The 18719-nt window shown below is 34.5% G+C and carries 22 protein-coding genes, 1 tRNA gene and 1 pseudogene; 10 read left to right on the top strand and 14 right to left on the bottom strand.

The window, feature by feature from the left end; all coding sequences use genetic code 11:
- The first annotated feature begins 2 nt into the window (after positions 1–2).
- Both nadR and pnuC read left to right on the top strand, forming a co-directional pair.
- Positions 3–1235, top strand: a complete 1233-nt coding sequence (gene nadR / locus GQ593_RS00115; protein ID WP_160430066.1) for a multifunctional transcriptional regulator/nicotinamide-nucleotide adenylyltransferase/ribosylnicotinamide kinase NadR — start codon at positions 3–5, stop codon at positions 1233–1235.
- Positions 1236–1241: 6 nt separating this feature from the next.
- Complete coding sequence (pnuC, locus tag GQ593_RS00110; protein WP_160430065.1) at positions 1242–1931, top strand: nicotinamide riboside transporter PnuC; 690 nt, start codon at positions 1242–1244, stop codon at positions 1929–1931.
- A 103-nt stretch (positions 1932–2034) separates the two neighbouring features.
- Here the strand turns inward: pnuC and GQ593_RS00105 are convergent, their stop codons facing one another.
- Genes GQ593_RS00105 through GQ593_RS00080 form a run of 6 tightly spaced genes read right to left on the bottom strand, consistent with a single transcriptional unit; the run spans position 2035 to position 5549 of the window.
- Positions 2035–2661 (bottom strand): protein-L-isoaspartate(D-aspartate) O-methyltransferase, encoded by a 627-nt coding sequence (locus tag GQ593_RS00105; RefSeq protein WP_160430064.1) that lies wholly within the window; start codon positions 2659–2661, stop codon positions 2035–2037.
- 5 nt (positions 2662–2666) lie between these two features.
- Positions 2667–3689 (bottom strand): tRNA pseudouridine(13) synthase TruD, encoded by a 1023-nt coding sequence (gene truD, locus GQ593_RS00100; protein WP_337189682.1) that lies wholly within the window; start codon positions 3687–3689, stop codon positions 2667–2669.
- A gap of 21 nt (positions 3690–3710) precedes the next feature.
- Positions 3711–4196 carry a 2-C-methyl-D-erythritol 2,4-cyclodiphosphate synthase gene (ispF, locus tag GQ593_RS00095; RefSeq protein WP_160430063.1) on the bottom strand — a complete coding sequence of 162 codons (486 nt, stop codon included), beginning with the start codon at positions 4194–4196 and terminating at the stop codon, positions 3711–3713.
- A gap of 4 nt (positions 4197–4200) precedes the next feature.
- Positions 4201–4914 (bottom strand): 2-C-methyl-D-erythritol 4-phosphate cytidylyltransferase, encoded by a 714-nt coding sequence (gene ispD / locus GQ593_RS00090; protein WP_160430062.1) that lies wholly within the window; start codon positions 4912–4914, stop codon positions 4201–4203.
- Positions 4914–5210 carry a cell division protein FtsB gene (gene ftsB / locus GQ593_RS00085; protein WP_160430061.1) on the bottom strand — a complete coding sequence of 99 codons (297 nt, stop codon included), beginning with the start codon at positions 5208–5210 and terminating at the stop codon, positions 4914–4916. The genes ispD and ftsB overlap by 1 nt, the downstream gene beginning before the upstream one ends.
- 21 nt (positions 5211–5231) lie before the next feature.
- A complete protein-coding gene (locus tag GQ593_RS00080; RefSeq protein WP_160430060.1) occupies positions 5232–5549 on the bottom strand; it encodes a TusE/DsrC/DsvC family sulfur relay protein in 318 nt (105 codons plus the stop codon).
- 193 nt (positions 5550–5742) lie between these two features.
- Here GQ593_RS00080 and GQ593_RS00075 point away from each other — a divergent pair.
- Positions 5743–5830 (top strand) — tRNA-Ser (locus GQ593_RS00075).
- A gap of 573 nt (positions 5831–6403) precedes the next feature.
- On the opposite strand, the gene GQ593_RS00070 is transcribed toward GQ593_RS00075, so the two are convergent.
- The 5 genes and pseudogenes from GQ593_RS00070 to GQ593_RS00055 form a co-directional block, all read right to left on the bottom strand.
- A complete protein-coding gene (locus tag GQ593_RS00070) occupies positions 6404–6634 on the bottom strand; it encodes a hypothetical protein (protein ID WP_160430059.1) in 231 nt (76 codons plus the stop codon).
- Between the two features lie 280 nt (positions 6635–6914).
- Positions 6915–7415: a GNAT family N-acetyltransferase gene (locus tag GQ593_RS00065; RefSeq protein ID WP_202115310.1), complete on the bottom strand. Its 501-nt coding sequence runs from the start codon at positions 7413–7415 to the stop codon at positions 6915–6917.
- Positions 7416–7440: 25 nt separating this feature from the next.
- Positions 7441–7536 (bottom strand): annotated as a pseudogene (locus GQ593_RS13735) (IS5/IS1182 family transposase); the annotation flags it as partial.
- Between the two features lie 47 nt (positions 7537–7583).
- Positions 7584–8734 (bottom strand): IS3 family transposase gene (locus GQ593_RS00060; protein WP_160430058.1). Its coding sequence is split into 2 segments (ribosomal slippage): positions 7584–8488 and positions 8488–8734, totalling 1152 coding nucleotides; the frame shifts between segments, so codons are not numbered across the junction.
- Between the two features lie 30 nt (positions 8735–8764).
- Positions 8765–9337: an NAD(P)-binding domain-containing protein gene (locus GQ593_RS00055; RefSeq protein WP_337189698.1), complete on the bottom strand. Its 573-nt coding sequence runs from the start codon at positions 9335–9337 to the stop codon at positions 8765–8767.
- Between the two features lie 366 nt (positions 9338–9703).
- Between GQ593_RS00055 and GQ593_RS00050 the strand changes: the two genes are divergently transcribed.
- The 3 genes from GQ593_RS00050 to GQ593_RS00040 all read left to right on the top strand — a co-directional run bounded on the left by GQ593_RS00050 (position 9704) and on the right by GQ593_RS00040 (position 13224).
- Entirely contained in the window at positions 9704–10441 is a 738-nt protein-coding gene (locus GQ593_RS00050; protein ID WP_160430057.1) for a 3-oxoacyl-ACP reductase family protein, read from the top strand.
- A gap of 69 nt (positions 10442–10510) precedes the next feature.
- Complete coding sequence (locus GQ593_RS00045; protein WP_160430056.1) at positions 10511–11686, top strand: HlyD family secretion protein; 1176 nt, start codon at positions 10511–10513, stop codon at positions 11684–11686.
- Positions 11687–11694: 8 nt separating this feature from the next.
- The gene (locus GQ593_RS00040; RefSeq protein WP_160401907.1) at positions 11695–13224 is read left to right on the top strand and encodes a DHA2 family efflux MFS transporter permease subunit; all 1530 of its coding nucleotides are present in this window, start codon (positions 11695–11697) and stop codon (positions 13222–13224) included.
- Between the two features lie 21 nt (positions 13225–13245).
- On the opposite strand, the gene GQ593_RS14105 is transcribed toward GQ593_RS00040, so the two are convergent.
- Positions 13246–13527: a hypothetical protein gene (locus GQ593_RS14105; protein WP_160430055.1), complete on the bottom strand. Its 282-nt coding sequence runs from the start codon at positions 13525–13527 to the stop codon at positions 13246–13248.
- Positions 13528–13540: 13 nt separating this feature from the next.
- Entirely contained in the window at positions 13541–13942 is a 402-nt protein-coding gene (locus tag GQ593_RS00030) for a hypothetical protein (protein ID WP_160401836.1), read from the bottom strand.
- Between the two features lie 123 nt (positions 13943–14065).
- Here GQ593_RS00030 and GQ593_RS00025 point away from each other — a divergent pair, with 123 nt between their 5' ends.
- A complete protein-coding gene (locus GQ593_RS00025) occupies positions 14066–14884 on the top strand; it encodes an AraC family transcriptional regulator (RefSeq protein ID WP_160430054.1) in 819 nt (272 codons plus the stop codon).
- 209 nt (positions 14885–15093) lie between these two features.
- Positions 15094–15249, top strand: coding sequence for a hypothetical protein (locus GQ593_RS00020; protein WP_160401838.1), 156 nt, complete (start codon positions 15094–15096; stop codon positions 15247–15249).
- A gap of 51 nt (positions 15250–15300) precedes the next feature.
- Here GQ593_RS00020 and GQ593_RS00015 read toward each other — a convergent pair whose 3' ends face one another.
- Positions 15301–16158 (bottom strand): AraC family transcriptional regulator, encoded by an 858-nt coding sequence (locus tag GQ593_RS00015; RefSeq protein WP_160430053.1) that lies wholly within the window; start codon positions 16156–16158, stop codon positions 15301–15303.
- A 248-nt stretch (positions 16159–16406) separates the two neighbouring features.
- Here GQ593_RS00015 and GQ593_RS00010 point away from each other — a divergent pair, with 248 nt between their 5' ends.
- Together GQ593_RS00010 and GQ593_RS00005 are read left to right on the top strand one after the other, a co-directional pair.
- Positions 16407–17069 (top strand): cytochrome P450, encoded by a 663-nt coding sequence (locus GQ593_RS00010; RefSeq protein WP_160430052.1) that lies wholly within the window; start codon positions 16407–16409, stop codon positions 17067–17069.
- 1 nt (position 17070) lies between these two features.
- Positions 17071–18435 carry an MFS transporter gene (locus GQ593_RS00005; protein ID WP_160430051.1) on the top strand — a complete coding sequence of 455 codons (1365 nt, stop codon included), beginning with the start codon at positions 17071–17073 and terminating at the stop codon, positions 18433–18435.
- Positions 18436–18719 lie beyond the last annotated feature (284 nt).

The following is an 18719-nucleotide window of genomic DNA, read 5'->3' as shown; positions in this document are numbered from 1 at the left end:
TTATGAATAGCTTCAGTTATCTAAAAAAAGCAATAAAACGGAAAAATATGTCATTGCAGACAGTTGCCGATGCTTGCCAAATGACTAAAGGTTACTTAAGTCAACTCATTAATGATAAAATTAAAAATCCTAGCGCTCAAAAATTACAATCGCTCCACCAATATTTACAAATCGAAGCATCTACCAAAAATAAGAAAGTAGGCATCATTTTTGGCAAATTTTATCCTTTACATACTGGGCATATCTATCTTATTCAGCGCGCAATTAGCCAAGTTGATGAACTGTATGTCGTACTTTGTTCCGATACTATTCGCGATATGGCATTATTTGAACAAAGTGCAATGTCTCGACAGCCCACGATCAATGATAGAATTCGCTGGCTACTGCAAACTTTTAAATATCAAAAAAATATCCATATTGAATTATTAGAAGAAGACGGCATTCCTGCTTATCCTAATGGTTGGCATGAGTGGAGTGAACGAGTTAAAAAACTGTTTCAAGAAAAAGGCATCAAGCCAGATTGCGTTTACTCAAGTGAACCACAAGACGTTACCATGTATAAAGATTTATTTGATTTAGACACCGTACTTATCGATCCAAAACGACAATTTATGCAAGTCAGTGGTACTCAAATTCGCCAAGCACCACTGAAAAACTGGCAGTACATCCCAACAGAAGTCAGACCATTTTTTGTCAGAACCGTCGCTATTTTAGGTGGTGAGTCCAGTGGTAAATCAACGTTAGTGAATAAACTAGCGAACGTATTTAATACTACTAGTGCGTGGGAATATGGACGCGATTATGTATTTTCACACTTAGGCGGTGATGAGCGCGCCTTGCAATATGCCGACTATGACAAAATTGCACTAGGACATGCTCAATATATTGATTTTGCGATAAAACATGCCAATAAAGTTTCGTTTATTGATACTGATTTTGTCACAACTCAAGCTTTTTGTAAAAAATATGAGGGCAAAGAACACCCATTTTTACAAGCGATGATCAACAATTATCGTTTTGATTTAGTTATTTTGTTAGGCAACAATACACCTTGGGTTGCTGATGGTTTACGTCATTTAGGTAGTCCAAAGCAGCGCAAAGATTTTCAACAGTTATTGATAACATTATTAGAAAAAAACAATATTAACTATATACAAATAGATTCCCCTGATTACGAAGTGCGTTATTTACGCTGTATTGAACTAGTTAATCAACTTATCAACGATGAAGAGTAATAAATTATGAATAAATTAAATGAGCTTACCATTTCAATCGGACGCAATAAATTTTATCCATTTTTTTGTATATTATGTGTCACGCTAGCATTCTTATACACCGATCCATTTACTCAATTTAATTTACGCTATACGGCTTCTTACATAGGCGCTTTTTGTGGCCTACTCTGCGTTATTTTATTAGCAAAACGTAAAAATATGGGCAATGTATTAGGTATGTTTGCCGTAGTTGCAGAATGTTGTGCAAATGTTCTTGGTGGCAATATTGGTGCAGGACTACCGCCTGTTTACTATTTTTGTTCACACATCTACGGTTTATTCACTTGGCAAAAAAACCTTGATAACCATAAAAATGTTAAAGTCCGTTCACTCAATGAAACTGCATTTTTATATGCACTCATCTTTTTGATTGTTGCCGCTTTTTTCAATATTTATTTAACCAATGAAATAGGTGCTACCAATACAAGCTACCAACTCATGGCTAACTGTTTCATTTTTGGATTAGGCGTTGTTGCTCAGTTATTATTAATGTTGAGATACTATTTCAACTGGTATTTATGGGTCATATTAAACGTATTGGTGATTGGTTTAAATATCTATACCGACAATATCATTATCGCAACACAGTACTTAATTTATCTGTTTAATGCTATTTATGGAATTTGTGAATGGAAACGTTCTGAACAGGAAGCATAAATACACCAGATTTTGTCAAAAAGTTTCAGAAAACACTATGTTTCAGTATAAAAATAGAAAATAAGTAATTTATTTTCTATTTTTTATTTGATATGAACACCAATTATTCTATATCGCCTTTAACCAAAGGTACAAATATCACCTTACCCATATTTTTGACTACAAAGTTATTGCCATCACGCTCAATTAATTGTAGAGCCTGTGTATTTTTACCAACTGGAATAACTAATCGTCCTTTATCTGCCAATTGTTCTAACAAGCTTTGCGGCACTTCGGATGCTGCTGCGGTAACAATGATGCCATCAAAGGGCCCCCGCTCAGGCCAACCTAACCAGCCATCACCATGACGCGTTGAAATGTTGTGAATATCAAGTTGCTTTAAACGACGTTTCGTATTCCACTGTAGGCTTTTAATCCGTTCCACCGAACAAACATGCTCAACTAACTTTGCCAAAACAGCGGTTTGATACCCAGAGCCAGTCCCAATTTCAAGCACTTTAGAATTAGGCTCTAATTTTAATAGTTCTGTCATCTTTGCGACAATATAGGGTTGGGAAATAGTTTGACCATTGCCTATTGGGAGCGGACGATCGTCATAAGCTTGATGCGATAGGGCTTCATCAACAAAATGTTCCCGTGGAATTGATGCGATAGCATCTAAAACGTACTCGTCTTTTATTCCTTGCTGACGCAAGAATTTAATTAGGGATTGCATTTTTAGATTTTGCATTGGGGCTACTCATTTTCCATTATTAATTCACGTATCACACTTGTCGCATAACAACCTGATGGCAAATAAAAATCGATCTCAAGAGTGCTATCATCCAACCATTGCCAATTAAGCTGATCTGCTCGTAATAATATTGACCGTCTTGCTGTTTCGACTCGTTCTTTTTTGAATAGATTATTGAATTGAGGCCAACTTTCTAAACATTTTTGTTCAAAATCAAATGCTTTAAAGCGTGTTCCAAGTGGTGAATCACCCACCATTGGTGCGGTAATATTAATTTCACCATTTCTAAGTCGCTGCTGTAATAAATCGAGTTCATCTTCTTGTGCAACAAACCAGCTACCTCGCTGTGCTAGTTGTAATATATCGCCATCTAGCACAAGTTGATGTAAATTTTGAGCTATTCGTTGGCTGACAATATCATTAAAAATCGCACTACGTGCAGCAGAAAGATAAAAGCTACGCTTTTTACGATCTTTAACTGAAATCTCGCCACAAGCCCATTTTATGGCTTGGGTAATATTATTTTCATCCCGACCAAAACGCTGCTCACCAAAATAATTAGGCACGCCATGTTGTTTGATTAAGGCTAATTTAGATTCGATTTCAGATTGGGCATTTAAATTTCTTAGTCTAATTTTAAAATAATTACCCTTTAATGCACCTATTTTTAATTTCTTATTATGCCGAGTGACTTTTAGTATCTGGCAACCAGCTACATCAAATGCCGAAAAATCGGGCGTTTGCTGACCAGGCATATGTAAGCTAAACCACTGCGTCGTTATCGCTTGACGATCTTTTAATCCAGCATAACTCACAAGCTTGGCTGAAATACCAACATATTTAGCTAACTGCTCAGCCACAAAAATAGTATTACAATCACGCTTTTGCAAAAAAGCTAAAACATGTTCACCATCGCCAGTCAACTCAAATCCAAGATCTTCTGTAACCATAAAATCTTCATGTTGCTGTTTATACTGCCCTGTCGTGGTTGGTTTTCCATATAAATAATTAAGTTTTGCTAACACTTGTATTGCCTATATTTAAATTTAATCTGCTTTGGACTTTTTGGTTAATAAAACAACTACTTGGCAAGCAATGCCCTCTTTACGTCCTGTAAATCCTAATTGCTCAGTCGTTGTCGCTTTTACACTAATTTGATCAAAATGTACTTTTAGATCTTCAGCGATATTAACCCGCATTTGATCTACATGAGGCCGCATTTTGGGTTCTTGTGCGATGATAGTAGTATCCAGATTCACAAGTTCATAACCTTTAGCTTGAACTAGGCTGTACACTTCTGTCAATAATATACGACTATCTATGCCTTTATATTTAGGATCAGTGTCCGGAAATAGCTTACCAATATCACCTAATGCTAATGCACCAATTAAGGCATCGGTTATTGCATGTAATACGACATCTCCATCAGAATGCGCAACAAGGCCATATTGATAAGGAATTTTTACGCCAGCAAGAGTGATTGGACCCTCACCACCAAACTTATGAACATCAAATCCATGACCTATTCTCATATTTTCACCTATTTGGAATCTGCTTAGTCAAATAAAAAGTAGCCAATGCTAAATCTTCAGGACGCGTTATTTTTATATTGTCTCGGCGACATTCAATCAATAAAGGGTGACCGCCACAATATTCAATCGCTGAAGCTTCATCTGTAATGGCAACATGATGATTTAAAGCTTGTTGCAAACATGATTTTAATTCACCAGCATTAAATAGTTGAGGCGTTGCTGCCCCCCATAAATAAGTTCGATCTTCAGAATAATCAACAACGGTATCATTATCTTGATATGCTCGTTTTATTGTATCACTCACACGAGTAGCTAATAAGCCTCCTTGTTTTTTATTTATTACCGTTGTGATTAACCGAGTAATATCATCATGATCAACACAAGGCCTTGCTGCATCATGAACTAAAGCCCACTGCTGATCATTTAGCAGTTGTAAACCGGCTAACACAGAATCAGCGCGAGTTTTACCACCTAAAGTGACTTTAATCTTATCGTGTAAGGCGATCGAAAGGGTATTAAATAAGTTATCTTCCGGGCTGATCACAACAATAACTTTCGCAATTTGAGGGTGCGTTAATAATTTATTGAGTGTATGTTCTAAAATCGTCTTTGAACCAATTTCTAGATATTGTTTGGGGGTTTGGCTATTCATACGGCAACCAACTCCTGCTGCCGGCACAATAGCGATGATATCATGAAGATTATTTACGTTATGCATTATCGTTTTTTTGTATCCGAATCAATTATAATTCGATAAAAATATTCATTAGATTTAACCATCCCTAAATGGCTACGTGCGCGCTCCTCTATTGCTTCATAGCCACGTTGTAAATCATCAATTTCAGCAAACATCTGTTCGTTACGAGCCTTTAACTTCTCGTTATCAGCACGCAAATTGACTAGCATTTCTACATTGCTTTGATAGTCGTACACGTTATTTTTTCCATACCACAAAGAATACTGTAGATAACCTAGTATAACCAATAACAATAAAGGGAGCTTCCATCTTCTCATGAATTTAGTCTTATCCCTTATCTATATACATTTAACTGGTTTTGGTAAGCCAGCAAGTTTTGTTGCTTGTTTAGCTGGACCATCGGGAAATAACTTATACAAATAACGACTATTACCCTTTTCTGCACCAAACTTTTTTTCCATCGCTTTAACTAACGCGCGTATAGCTGGTGAGGTTTTATATTCTAAGTAAAAATCACGAACAAATAAAATCACTTCCCAATGTGCATCGGTTAAATCAATGGACTCTTTGGAAGCCAATTCTGGAACCAAATCGACAGTCCAATCCTGCCAATTTTTTAAATAACCGTTATCATCGGTTTCTATCTGTTCTAACATTTTTCAAAGTACGCTATTTAATTTATGTTGTATTATACCCAATTAATCAAAATCCAACACTAATTTTGCAGGCAAATACCTCACCGTTTGCTTAATTCCCACAAAATTTGATGAAATTTAAAGCAAACGATAAAAAATCTTAAAATAGCTATTTACAAATCAGCAAGTCTACTTTAATATTCACAGCCATTGCGGAAGTGTGGCTGAGCGGTTGAAAGCACCGGTCTTGAAAACCGGCGAGGGGAGACCCTCCCAGAGTTCGAATCTCTGCGCTTCCGCCATCTTTCCTAAATACTTCTTAAAAACCAACAAGATAAAATGAAGATGTTATTCAGTATGCCATTTTGTATTAGATTATATTGTACAAATATCTTTACGCAGGTTACCATCAATGTATTAAGTAATTTTTATATTATCATTCATTAGTGTGCTAATTCTGCTAAATTAGCAAAATTAGCTGTGTTTTATGTGATATAAAAATTTTCCTACAATTTGACATGCATCACGGTTGGCTCTCAACAAATAAACATAACTTCACATCGAACCAAATAATATTAGGAAGAGTGTTTTTCGACAAAAAATAAGTTCTTCTTATTTTATCGAGTAAGAGATAAAAAGATTTTGATAAAAATCTGGTATCTATTCAATTTCACAGCCTTTGTTTTTTTCTAGAATTAAAATATTTTTAACAAGACAATCTGCACTATTTTGATTAGTTGTCTAGCTACCATAAGAGTAAAGTGTAAAAAAGAGTTAGTGAGGAGCAAAAAAAAGCAGTGCAATTGCACTACTTTTTTATTGATATCAGTATAGATAAACTCCTGTTAACAAACAATATGTCAAACCAATTCTTACTAATGCCGACCTGAAAGCTTTCCTCGTAATACAATAAAGGCTGGTTTTGCATTAGGATAATAATCAATATAGTGATCATTGTATAGTCGCCATAACGCCATCTCTAGGTTTTCTTTATTTCTAAGAATGCTTGGACCATACTGATAAATATGACTTTTTAAAAACTGTAAATATCCTCCTTGTTGAGATGATCCTCGCCAAAATATTAGACAGTGCCCACCTCTATTCATAAAGTTTTCTACTTATTCTTTGGTTTCGTAAATACGGTTTAATTTGAAACTCCATTGACAGAACTAATCCAAGCTCATCTTTCAGGCAGCTTATTGAACTTTGATATCAAACGAGGGTTATCTGTACAGCAGGAAAGTTGTGCCTAAAACAGGGAAATGGCAATAAATAGTAACTTATCTAGAGGTATTTAGATCTAAATATAAACCCAAATGCCTCAAAAAAGCGCGGTTAAAAATTTAGTTTGAGTGAAGCTTTACTGTACAAAGGTCTCAATAAAAATCAAAGTAGTTTATACATATGGTAATTTATCAGTACCTGATTTTCTCTGGATATTTTGTTAGCCCACTCTATTTTAAAACCCCATTTTTTGAAAATTGGCATGGCCACTTTTGAAGCATCTACACTTAATTGTGTAAGCTTTTTCTGGTGGGCCAAGTCAAGCACATGGTCATAGAGTTTTCTAGCTATGCCACGCTTTTGAAAGTCAGGATGCACGTACAGACAGTCTATGTAACCATCATCTCCAAGTTCAACAAACCCCGCAAGGCTTGAGCCAAAGATAGCCATCCAAGGCTGAGTGTTATTTAAACGTTCTAACCACTTCTGATAATCTGGTGGTGTTGAGCACCATGCTTCTTGCTGTGCTTTGCTGTAAATATCGGTATCAATAGCATGAATAGACGAATGAAACAAATCGCATATTTCAGAGGCATAGAGTGAAGAGTATGGTTTTACTTCGATTTTAGATGCAGCATTACCCAATTTGTTTCCTATTTTCATTATGATTTGCTCTAGCAAGACTTTGCACTTCAATATCGCCAACATTGACAAGGCTGGCTTCCGTACTAATAGCTTCGTGAGTATCCACATCAATAGCTAAGTCTGCTTTGCGCCATGATCTGCTTTCTTACTTTACATTTACCAAAGACTTTGATCCTCGCCAAAATATTAGACAGTGCCCACCTCTATCATTTTTTCGTTTTGGTAATATTGTTGTTCATATTGTTCAGGTGATACCCAGCCATTAGCTGAATGACGGCGTATCCGATTATAATAGATTTCAATATATTCAAATAGTGCTTTATTAGCCAGTTTCCTCGTTTTGTAGTAACAGTCATGAATAATGTGTGTTTTGAGTGTATGAAAAAAACTTTCAACAACCGCATTATCAAAGCAATTTCCTCTTCGACTCATGCTTTGCCTGAGTCCATATTGTAACAATAACTGCTTGAAATCAGCACTGCAATATTGGCTTCCTTGGTCACTATGAATGAGTACATTTTTAGGAAAGTGACGCCGAAATAAGGCTTGTTTTAATGTATTACACACTAAATGACGGTCTATATAGCGACTCGTTTGCCTAGCAATCACTTTTCGTCCATATAAATCGATAATCACCGACAAATATAACCAACCTTCACCCGTTTTAATATAAGTAATATCGGTTACCCATGTCGTATTCGGCTTATCAGGGTTAAATTGCCTATCTAACGTGTTGGGCGCAATATTGCGATGAGCCGTGTCTGTTTTATACTTGAATTTACGTGCTGCTTTACTCCGTAATCCCAATTGTTGCAAAACACGGCTAATTGTCCTTTCTGAAACTTGATAGCCCGCTTCCCTAGCATCATGAAGCAGGCTTGGCGCACCCAAACGGGCCTTATGTTGCCAATACTGCTTTTTAATATACTCGCTGAGTTTGGCTGATTTGTTTGCTCTTTTTAACCAAGCATAATAACCCGATGAACTGACACCAAGTAATGAGCATATCTTAGTAACGGGATAGCAGGTTAAATGATTTTTCATATAAGCGTACTTCACCGACTTGGATTGTTGATGAAGTACACATGCGCCTTTTTTAGTATATCATTGGCCATTTTCAGTTCTTTAATCTCTTTTTCTAACGCCATAATCCGCTGTTGCTCAGCCGTTAACTCTCGACGGCTGGTTTTATTCGGGGAAAGTTGCCTAATCCATTTATCTAGGGTTGATTTACCCACACCTAGATGGTTGGCAAGTTCGCTGATAGAAAGGTGTGCATTAGATAACGCATAATCCACCGATTGTTGTTTGAATTCGATACTAAATTTTTTGACCATGATATTTGTCTCCTATGATTTTTGTTTATATCATAGAGGCAACTTTTGTCCACTTTTTTGGCGAGGATCAGTGTTTATTCCAAACAGTTCCTGGGGAGCAAATGGACGAGGTGAGCCACAAAACAAAGTTACATTATGTGTTTTAGCTAGCTCTTTGGCAACTTGGCGACCACCAGAACCATCACCAATTATTGCAATATTTTGTGAAGACAGTTGTTTTGGATTTTGATACTGATCTATTGTCAGCTGCTGTATCTCTGCTGAAATATCTCTGGAAATATCAAGAACATTAACTTTCTGATTTGCCCCTGTTGCATTGACCAAACACTTTGCTTGAAATGTTTCTCCATCTTGAGTTTTTAAAGAATAAATTTGATCATTATATTCTACTGAATATACATTTTTATTTAGCAATACATGTAATTTGTTATGTTGAGCATAAAACTCCAAGTAATCAGCCACTTCATGCTTATCTGGATACCCTTTTTGATCACCAACCATAATTAAGCCTGGTAGCTGATTCATTGCTCTTGGTGTAAACAACCGCATACTATCTGGTCGTCTACGCCAGACGTCTCCTATACGTTCATCTCTTTCTAATATAAGAACCGTGATATTTTTTTAGTCAGAAATGACGCTAAACACAGCCAGCTTGTCCAGCACCAATGATTACACAGTCGTAAGTCATGAATTTTATCCTCTAATTGATATCTGTTGGGTGAGCATATATCAATTCAAGGGTTATTTAATTGAATAAACTAGCTATATTCGATCTCTCATTCTTTTTTTTAAATGAAAATAATTGTCAAAGAATAAATAACTATTTGAAATATAGAGAGTTAAATAAATCAATGACTTTTTTTATAAAATGAAGTCAGCTTATTTGTTCAAGACAATATTACTTACCCATTTATACAATGCTGTTAGCTTTTCACAATCTAGTAACCAAACAAGAGATAGGATAACATAATGGAAAATAAATGGTTTTTTGTTTCGGGTGGTTCACGAGGCATTGGAGCTGAAATTGTTTCAGAACTGGCTAGAGAAGGATTTAGTATTGTATTCACTTATAAAAACAGCAAAGAGGAAGCGCTTGAGTTATGTGAATCTTTGGCTTTACAAGGTAAGCAATGCAGAGCTTATCAATGCGATGTCTCTATAGCAAAGGAAGTTAACCATGTAGCAAAAGAATGTATTTCATTATTCGGTGCTCCTTACGCAGTGATTAATAATGCAGGAATTACTAAAGACAACTTGTTTATAAACATGGAAGAAAAGACATGGTTAGATCTAATGAATAATAATGTTTTGTCTAGCTATTTAGTCAATAAAGCTTTTTTACCTCATATGATTAGTCAAGGAGATGGCTGTATTCTCTTTATTAGTTCAGTAACTGCATTTAAAGGTAATACAGGGCAAGTAAATTATGCTGCGTCAAAAGCTGCAATGATTGGTATGACTCATCCATTGGCTGTTGAATTAGGTCGTTTTAATATTCGGGTCAATTCAATAGCTCCAGGTCTTATTGAAACGGACATGAGTAAAAATTTGTCGAGTAATGCATACAAAAATATGATCAAAAAAATTCCATTGGGTCGTATAGGTTCAACCAAAGAAGTGACTATGTCTGTGAATTTTTTACTCGGTTGTGGGGGTAATTATATCACAGGTCAAACTCTCGTTATTGATGGTGGAATGTCTGCTTAATGAAACTGCATATTATGATTCTGTTCATAGAAGCAAGGATTAAAATGAAATATGTAAATGGAGTATACGATGGAAAAAAACACCGATGGTCGACCGTTGAAGGGTTTAACACGATATAAAAAATTGATTATTTTATCTGTTATTTTCTTAATTTTGGGGATGGGATACTTTATTTTTTGGTATATGTTTTCTCGGTTCATACAATCTACAGATAATGCATATGTTATGGGAAATCAGGTTCCAATTCATACTCAAATAAGCGGAGGAATCTCCTCCATTTACGTTGATGATAATGACTTTGTGAGAGAAAATGATGTAATCGCTAAATTAGAATCAATTGATGCTGAAAATAATTTTAGTTATGCAAAAAATGAATTAGCCAAGGTAATAAGAGAAACTCAACAGATCAAACTGACAACTGAAAAATTGCTAGCAAGTATTCAATTAAAGCAAGCGACATTAGATAAATTAGAAAAAGATTTAGCTCGGAGAGAAAGCCTTTGGTCACGTGATGCTATTTCACAAGAAGAAATAGATCATGCTAGGCAAAATGTATTAATTGCGTCAAATGACTTAAAAATTTCCAAGCAAGAGTTAGAAATTAATAATGCCCTATTAATGCAGAATTCATTATTCGAGCATCCAAGTATTCAGCAAGCGATTTCTAAACTAAAGGAAGCCTGGCTTAACTTAAAACGAGTAACAATTGTTTCGCCTGTCACTGGGTATGTGTCAAGGCGCCAAGTGCAAATTGGAGCACAGGTTAATAGAGGGGAACGATTATTAGTTATTGTTCCTTTGGAGCAAGTTTGGGTAGAGGCTAACTTTAAAGAAGTTCAACTAAAACACATTCGATTAGGACAGAAAGTTACGTTAACTAGTGATTATTACGGAGATGATATTAAATTCGACGGGGTAATTACAGGAATTGCTATGGGAACGGGAAGTGCTTTTTCATTATTACCAGCACAAAATGCAACAGGAAATTGGATTAAAGTAATTCAGCGCTTGCCTGTTCGTATTGAATTGAATAAAGAGCAAATTAACAAATATCCATTACGGATAGGGTTATCTATGTATGTAACAGTTGATACCAGTGACGACAGTGGGAAATTACTTACTGATATTTCACCTCAAGAAATTAAATATCAGACAGATGTACTTACTTACGACTTAGATGAATTCAAGCAACTAGTCCGAGAAATTATGCAAAATAACTTAATTTCAGAGAGTAATATTCAGTGAGTAATAAAATGTCCTCATTACATCTATCAGGCCCCAAATTTATTGGGCTCATTGTTGCATTGGCAACAGTCGCTTTTTTACAAATTTTAGATTTAACTATTGCCAACGTAGCACTTTCCACTATTGCAGGAAACCTTGGAACATCAACTAGCCAAGCAACATGGGTAATTACATCGTTTGCTGTTTCCAATGCCATTTCAATTCCTTTATCTGGATGGCTAGCTAAGTACTTTGGGGAAGTTAAGTTGTTTTTGTTTTCAATTTTGATGTTTGTTGTAACCTCTTGGCTATGTGGTATCTCCAACAGCCTTGAAATGTTGATTATTTCACGAATACTACAAGGCGCTGTTTCTGGTCCAATTATCCCACTTTCACAAAGTTTGTTATTGGCTAACTCTCCAAAGTCCAAAAAAAATATGTCTTTAGCAATATGGTCGATGACTATCATTATTGCTCCCGTCTGCGGTCCTATTTTAGGTGGATGGATAAGTGATAATTTATTTTGGGGCTGGATTTTTTTACTAAATGTACCAATTGGTCTGATAGCTTGGATAAGTATTAAAATATTATTAAAAGGACGAGAAACAGAGATAAGTAAATCGCCAATAGACACTATCGGGCTTGCTTTATTAGTATTAGGTGTCGGTAGCTTACAGCTTATTTTAGATAGAGGGAAAGAGCTGGATTGGTTTAATTCATCTGAAATTATTATTTTATCTGTGGTAACGTTAGTCACACTTTCTTTTTTTGTTCTTTGGGAAATGGCATCAAAGCATCCTATTGTTGATTTATCTTTATTTAAATCAAGAAATTTCACAGTAGGGACGATTTGCATAAGCTTGGCATTTTTGCTACATATAGGAACATTAGTTATACAGCCACAACTATTACAACGGGTTTTTGGTTATACGGCAACGTGGGCAGGGTTAGCATTGTCTCCCATCGGTTTGGTTCCTATCGTTCTTGCTCCAATAGTCGGCCGTTTTGTTCCTCATCTAGATATGAGGAAGCTTGTGACTTTTGGTTTCATTGTTTTTGCTTTATGTTTTTTTTGGAGAGCTTACTCATTTGAGCCTAATATGGATTTTTCGAGTTCTGCCTGGCCCCAATTCTTTCAAGGATTTGCGATAGCTTGTTTTGTTATGCCTTTGAATATAATAATTTTATCTGATATACCTTCTCACAAGTTAGCGGCAGCAGGGAGTTTATTTAATTTTTTTAGAACATTATCTACTTCCATTGGCACTTCTTTAACAAATTCATTGTGGGAACATCGTGAAGCCATTCATCACAATCAATTAACTGATTTGATGAATCAAAATATACAAACGCTAGAGTACTCATATCAGCAGTTTCAGTTGCTCGGATTTTCTGAAACTCAAGCTTCGGCAAAACTAGCACAAAATATTACTAATCAGGGACTGGTAATCGCAACCAACGAAATTTTTTGGCTATATGGAATTATTTTTCTACTACTAATCATAGTTGTTTGGTTTGCAAAATCATCTATTACATCAAAGAGTGAAATAGAAAAATAGCCGGTTAGATAAATACATAAGTCATAACAAGATTATAATATTTTGAAAAATAAAAATGAACTTCAAAAACTTTATTGATCGGATTACCAACATGTAATGTACATATTTTTTTTCTTTGTTTACATCTATGCAAAAGACATCTTCATATGAAAGTGTAATACCAGTGGAGCTAAACGCCTTATATAAACTCTCTTGGGCTGAAAATACCAAAGTGATGTAATGTGTTATGTCCATTATCATGTCACAGGGAGTAGGGCATTTTAGGATCGTGTGACTTAAATCAATTGCTTTTTGAGTGGACATTATTTTTTCTATATCAACTCCTATGCTTTGAACACTCCTTTGAGTGTTTTAGTGTAACCGCAGTTACAAAATTATTAGAGTGCGATATTGAACCAGCTATGTTTTTAGGCCATAAAACTGCTCCGTTGGAGCTTTTTAGTCTCCAGTAATACTCTCCATCATGCAATAAGTTTTCTAATGCCGTAGCAGAACACACTCTACCGGCTAAGAACTCTATTTTTCTTCTTACTGGAAAGTATTGAATATCTTTTTTTAATTTTAATGGTAAATAATCAAAATTATTAATATTAAAATTATCTACTGAAAAATGGCAAAAAGATTGCGAAATATTTTGAGATCTTATAATAAAGTTTTTGGTGATAGGTTTAAAATAGCCAAAAATACGTTTGTATTGTTCTTGATTAACTTTATACATGATATGTGTTATCCTTTAGTTGGTTTAAGTTAATCAAATTATGAATATATGCATAGTCTTTTTATATGGTTTATGTTACTTATTTTAATAACAAGGATGTTTATTTAGCAAGGATAAAATATCATGTTAGGCAATGATTTGTTAGTTAAAGTACACCGACAAAATTTATCTACATTGTTTTTTATATATAATATCACGACGGATTGGCATCGTCACCCTTCTCTTCAATTGACAATATCATTGCACAATATGTCTTTTGAGCTAGAAACACCAGATGAAAAAAAAGATGTATTTGGTTTTATTATTCACTCAAATCTTCCCCATAAACTGAGCGCACCAGATGTCTGTTGTATTAATTTGCTTATTGACCCAGAAGATCCCTATTATCACTTATTATCGCATTTTACTGACATTAACCCTGTTTATTTTCTTACTAACGAAGAAGCATTAAAAATTGCCAATTATTTTATGAAATCTGTTACTATTAGCCAACCATTTGATCTTTATCACGTCTATAAGCTATTATGTGAGTCAGATCCCAGTTGTTCATGTGATCAAGATAACCGCATTAATAAAGCCGTCTCTATTATTTCATCATTACCCATAAAGCAAATTTCATCGAGGGAAATCGCTGAAAAAATACACCTTTCTGAAAGTCGCTTTCTTCATCTTTTTCGTTCTGAGTTGGGTATTAATTTCAGGGGTTATCTATTGTGGAAAAGATTACAGGATGTAATTGATATACTTGACTCCCCTACAACACTGACAACATTAGCCAGTGATATGGGATTTTCTGATTCGGCTCATTTTAGCAGAACATGTTTATCTAGTTTGGGACTGAGACCATCACAACTTAAACGAGCTTTAATAATTGATAATAATGACATTATGTGTGGAAAACATTACTGTTTGTACAGAGTATTTCAGGCATTGCATACCTAAAATACACTGTATTATCGTTTATATACTACTAACTGAATCAATCTTGACTTTGACTGTCAAATATTGTTGAAATGTAAAAATGATTGATCCGATCAAAAAAACATCGTATTTTAATTAAGTAATATCGTTTATCGTTACCGATTAGTTAAAGAGCTAATTAAACTTATAACAAGTAAAAAATTAGTCTACATAATAATAAAGGAATGATCATGGATACGATGAAACAAATGGCAAACACTCTCACTGCTTTGGTGAACGGTGTGCCTCATAATCGCTATATTTTTAAAATTGATGGTAATAATACTAGTGACATGGTATCGGTATTGTCATTGGATGGACAGGAAAAGTATACCGTTACAGTGTGATGTGTAGAGATCTTCTCAATATATACTGAGGTTATGAAACCTGAAAAAGTTTTATTTTATTAATTTATTATTAATATAATTATCATTTTGAATGATAGTGTCATTAAAGTTTCTCCATGGGTGGTTATTTCTCATTGCTTTTTGATAGTTACCTGGAGTTACCCCGAAATTTCGACGGAAAATAGCAATAAAACCACTAATATTATCATAACCTAAATTTAAAGAAATTTCTGTGATAGGTCTGCCCGCAACAAGCAACTCTAAAGCTTTTAACATACGTAGTTTCTGTCGCCATTCTGTGAAATTAAATCCAGTTTCATTTGTAAATCGACGAGTTAATGAGCGTCGAGAAATCCCAGCCCAAACGCTCCATTCATTAATGTTTCTATCATCACTAGGATTATTAGACAAAGCTAAAGCAATTTTTAACAAACGAATATCTTTTGGCATTGGGAGTGCTATATCAACTTGAGGTATTATACTAATCTCGTCGACAATCACTGCCATCAATCGCTTATGCTCGGGTTGCAATTCTGAATTATTCCATGTCATGGTTCGGGTAATTGCTTCACGCAATAGACTAGATAATTCTAGCATGCAGGGTTTATTCGGCAGATTATTACATTCGCTTTTTTGTATATAGATACTCCATCCGTGGAATGGTCCATGTGATCCGAGAAGAGAATGCTGTGTATCTGGAGGTATCCATATACCATGAGTTGCGGGTATTACCCATTGACTACTTTCCACTTCAATTGAAATTAAACCTTGTAATGTACCAGCTAGTTGTCCTCTCGAGTGATGATGACGTTCTGTTACTTTCACTGATGGGGATTTGAGTGATGCCGATATAATCATAGGTTCGCTATCAGAAGAAGCGACCTCTGGCGAAATGAGTGAAATATTCATTTATATGGCCTCTAAGTAATATTTTGTGGCTGGAATTAGTTAGTAAATTTTTGTTTTACTAACTATCCTAAATTAGCCCAACTTAATTCAAATAAAATAAATATAACTATATATATTAAAAATAAATTAGCAATAAATCATGAATGATTTAAAAAAATATTATTTAATATAAGCAATTGAAATTATTAATGTTATATATATTTTTAGTAGCTAGCTGTCTAGAAAGAGGTATAAAATGAAAGGAAAACATGTTTACTGAAGATATCGCACTATTTGCATCTGAAGAATTGGAAAAAGTGATATTGGATTTAATCGATGAACGTAAAAAGTGTGCTGGAGATGATATTATTTATTTTATTATTCATAATAGTAATAAAAGTGAAATATTAAGTGATAGTGAGATAGTCGCACTTTCATTAAACATCTTACTTGCAGCTTCAGAACCAGTTGATAAAGTTTTAGCAAATTGTATCTATCACCTTTATAGAAATGAATCTCATATTGATCTTGTTATCTCCAATGATTGCAGCACTAATAGTATCTTGCAGGAAAGCTTACGTATTACACCACCTGTTCATTTAATTCCACGCCAAGTCGAGGATGATAGTTGTGTTGAAGGTGTTAACTTAAAAAAAGGAGATTTAATATTTTCCTTAATACCATCAGCAAATAGAGATGAAAAATATTTTGAACATCCAAACACATTCAATCCACGAAGAGAATTTAAGGAACATCTTTCATATGGAGTGGGAATTCATGCTTGTATTGGTGCTCAATTTACAAATATGCAATTAAATATCGCCCTTCAAAAATTAGTTTTAATACTTAAAAATTATAAAGAAATTACACCACCAACGTTCGGTGGAATATATACACGAGGCGCAACTCAATATAATCTGGAAAGAGTTTAATATGAAACAATCGATTGACCTGACAACCTCAGAAAGAAAGTTAGTGTTTGCTATGACACTATCTAGTATATTGCCATTATTAGATAGCAGTATTGTTAATGTTATTTTACCCTCAATTTCGAATGACATTAATGCCTCTTATGCTTATATGCAATGGGCTGTTACCATATATATGCTTGCTTGCGCAGCTGGCATATTACTATCACCTTATGTACATGAAAATTTTGGACTCAAGAAAGCATGGGTATGCTCAATTTTAGTCTTTCTTGTTGGTTCTATATTAGTTGGATTTTCATATAATCTGGTTTCTTTAATCTTGTATAGATGTCTACAAGGTTTTGGTGCAGGAATTTTAATTCCTATTACTCAATCTACAATAGCAACTTATTTTGGTAAGGAAAGACTAAAACCGGTTATGGCATTGATTGCTATTCCGTCAGTCTTTGCCCCTGCACTAGGGCCAATTTTTGGAGCAATCATATCAGAACAGTTAAATTGGAGAATAGCTTTTTTTATCAACATACCTTTAGTACTTATGGCTTTTTTATTTGGTAGAACGACAATGCCTGATAATAAAACGTCTAAATACAATATGAATATTTATGTATTAATGACATTTTTAATTGCTTTAATAATATTTTTCATCTCTATTAAAAATATCACTTCTGGGCATTTTTTTGATATTTTTAATATTATTATGCTAGTTTTAGGTATTGGTTTGATGATGGTTTCGCTTATTATTAATAACAAGTCAGACAGTAAACTGATCGATTTAAGTTCATTTAGTTGTATTCAATATTCGTTCGCAATAATTATGGGATTTCTGACGTCACTTATCTTTTTTGGTTTCATGATTTTTTTTCCTTTAATACAAGCAATAAATGATAATATATCTATTACATATATTGGTATGTTGCTAGCTCTACAAGGTGTAGGTGCCTGGTTGGCTAGAAAATTTATTTATAAATCTCTAAGTGAGATAAATTCATTTCTAATTATTGGTGTAGGATTAATAATATCAGCAATAAGTATATTAATAATTCAAGTAGGTGGCAACGCCTTTGAAATTATCGGTTTTACTGTTCGAGGTTCCGGATTAGGCGTCGCCACGATTGCTGTTCTCTCTTCTCCATTTGAGTTCTGTGATAAAAATCAAATTAAGGACACGAGCGCTATCACGCGTGTTACACAGCAAATTGGTGGTGCATTTGGAGGCGTACTATCAGGAATATTAATCAACCTCACTCAACATCAAATACTTTCAATAAACTGCGCTTATCAGGCAATGTTTTTTGTGTCTCTGGCTTTTGGTTTTCTAGCGGTTATTGCCTATATTTTCTTTGGCCGAGTAAATACAAGGATTTAGCATACAAAAAAAACGGAACATGTGAGTTCCGTTTTTTTTCGCTTATTCAACGATACTGCTAAGCCACTTATTCTGTATTGAACAATTGAATGAACTATAAAGAGTCTCAACCTCTGACGCAGGTTTTAACTTGAATAAGGTATTTTTTCTGTTTAAACTAATTTTCTAAACCACTTATACAGTGTAACGGTATACTTTTTGATCCTCGCCAAAAAAGTGGACAAAAGTTGCCTCTATGATATAAACAAAAATCATAGGAGACAAATATCATGGTCAAAAAATTT

The organism is Gilliamella sp. Pas-s25 (assembly GCF_009795885.1).
GTDB lineage: Bacteria > Pseudomonadota > Gammaproteobacteria > Enterobacterales > Orbaceae > Gilliamella.
Note: the sequence above shows the minus strand (reverse complement) of the source record. Positions and strands in the feature narration are given on the sequence as shown.

What these genes read in the sequence shown, in the direction of transcription:
- nadR (WP_160430066.1), top strand. Translation starts at nt 3, where the DNA reads ATGAATAGCTTCAGTTATCTAAAAAAAGCAATAAAACGGAAAAATATG.
- pnuC (WP_160430065.1), top strand. Translation starts at nt 1,242, where the DNA reads ATGAATAAATTAAATGAGCTTACCATTTCAATCGGACGCAATAAATTT.
- GQ593_RS00105 (WP_160430064.1), bottom strand. Translation starts at nt 2,661, where the DNA reads ATGCAAAATCTAAAAATGCAATCCCTAATTAAATTCTTGCGTCAGCAA.
- ispF (WP_160430063.1), bottom strand. Translation starts at nt 4,196, where the DNA reads ATGAGAATAGGTCATGGATTTGATGTTCATAAGTTTGGTGGTGAGGGT.
- ispD (WP_160430062.1), bottom strand. Translation starts at nt 4,914, where the DNA reads ATGCATAACGTAAATAATCTTCATGATATCATCGCTATTGTGCCGGCA.
- ftsB (WP_160430061.1), bottom strand. Translation starts at nt 5,210, where the DNA reads ATGAGAAGATGGAAGCTCCCTTTATTGTTATTGGTTATACTAGGTTAT.
- GQ593_RS00080 (WP_160430060.1), bottom strand. Translation starts at nt 5,549, where the DNA reads ATGTTAGAACAGATAGAAACCGATGATAACGGTTATTTAAAAAATTGG.
- GQ593_RS00070 (WP_160430059.1), bottom strand. Translation starts at nt 6,634, where the DNA reads ATGAATAGAGGTGGGCACTGTCTAATATTTTGGCGAGGATCATCTCAA.
- GQ593_RS00065 (WP_202115310.1), bottom strand. Translation starts at nt 7,415, where the DNA reads ATGAAAATAGGAAACAAATTGGGTAATGCTGCATCTAAAATCGAAGTA.
- GQ593_RS00050 (WP_160430057.1), top strand. Translation starts at nt 9,704, where the DNA reads ATGGAAAATAAATGGTTTTTTGTTTCGGGTGGTTCACGAGGCATTGGA.
- GQ593_RS00045 (WP_160430056.1), top strand. Translation starts at nt 10,511, where the DNA reads ATGGAAAAAAACACCGATGGTCGACCGTTGAAGGGTTTAACACGATAT.
- GQ593_RS00040 (WP_160401907.1), top strand. Translation starts at nt 11,695, where the DNA reads ATGTCCTCATTACATCTATCAGGCCCCAAATTTATTGGGCTCATTGTT.
- GQ593_RS14105 (WP_160430055.1), bottom strand. Translation starts at nt 13,527, where the DNA reads ATGTCCACTCAAAAAGCAATTGATTTAAGTCACACGATCCTAAAATGC.
- GQ593_RS00030 (WP_160401836.1), bottom strand. Translation starts at nt 13,942, where the DNA reads ATGTATAAAGTTAATCAAGAACAATACAAACGTATTTTTGGCTATTTT.
- GQ593_RS00025 (WP_160430054.1), top strand. Translation starts at nt 14,066, where the DNA reads ATGTTAGGCAATGATTTGTTAGTTAAAGTACACCGACAAAATTTATCT.
- GQ593_RS00020 (WP_160401838.1), top strand. Translation starts at nt 15,094, where the DNA reads ATGGATACGATGAAACAAATGGCAAACACTCTCACTGCTTTGGTGAAC.
- GQ593_RS00015 (WP_160430053.1), bottom strand. Translation starts at nt 16,158, where the DNA reads ATGAATATTTCACTCATTTCGCCAGAGGTCGCTTCTTCTGATAGCGAA.
- GQ593_RS00010 (WP_160430052.1), top strand. Translation starts at nt 16,407, where the DNA reads ATGTTTACTGAAGATATCGCACTATTTGCATCTGAAGAATTGGAAAAA.
- GQ593_RS00005 (WP_160430051.1), top strand. Translation starts at nt 17,071, where the DNA reads ATGAAACAATCGATTGACCTGACAACCTCAGAAAGAAAGTTAGTGTTT.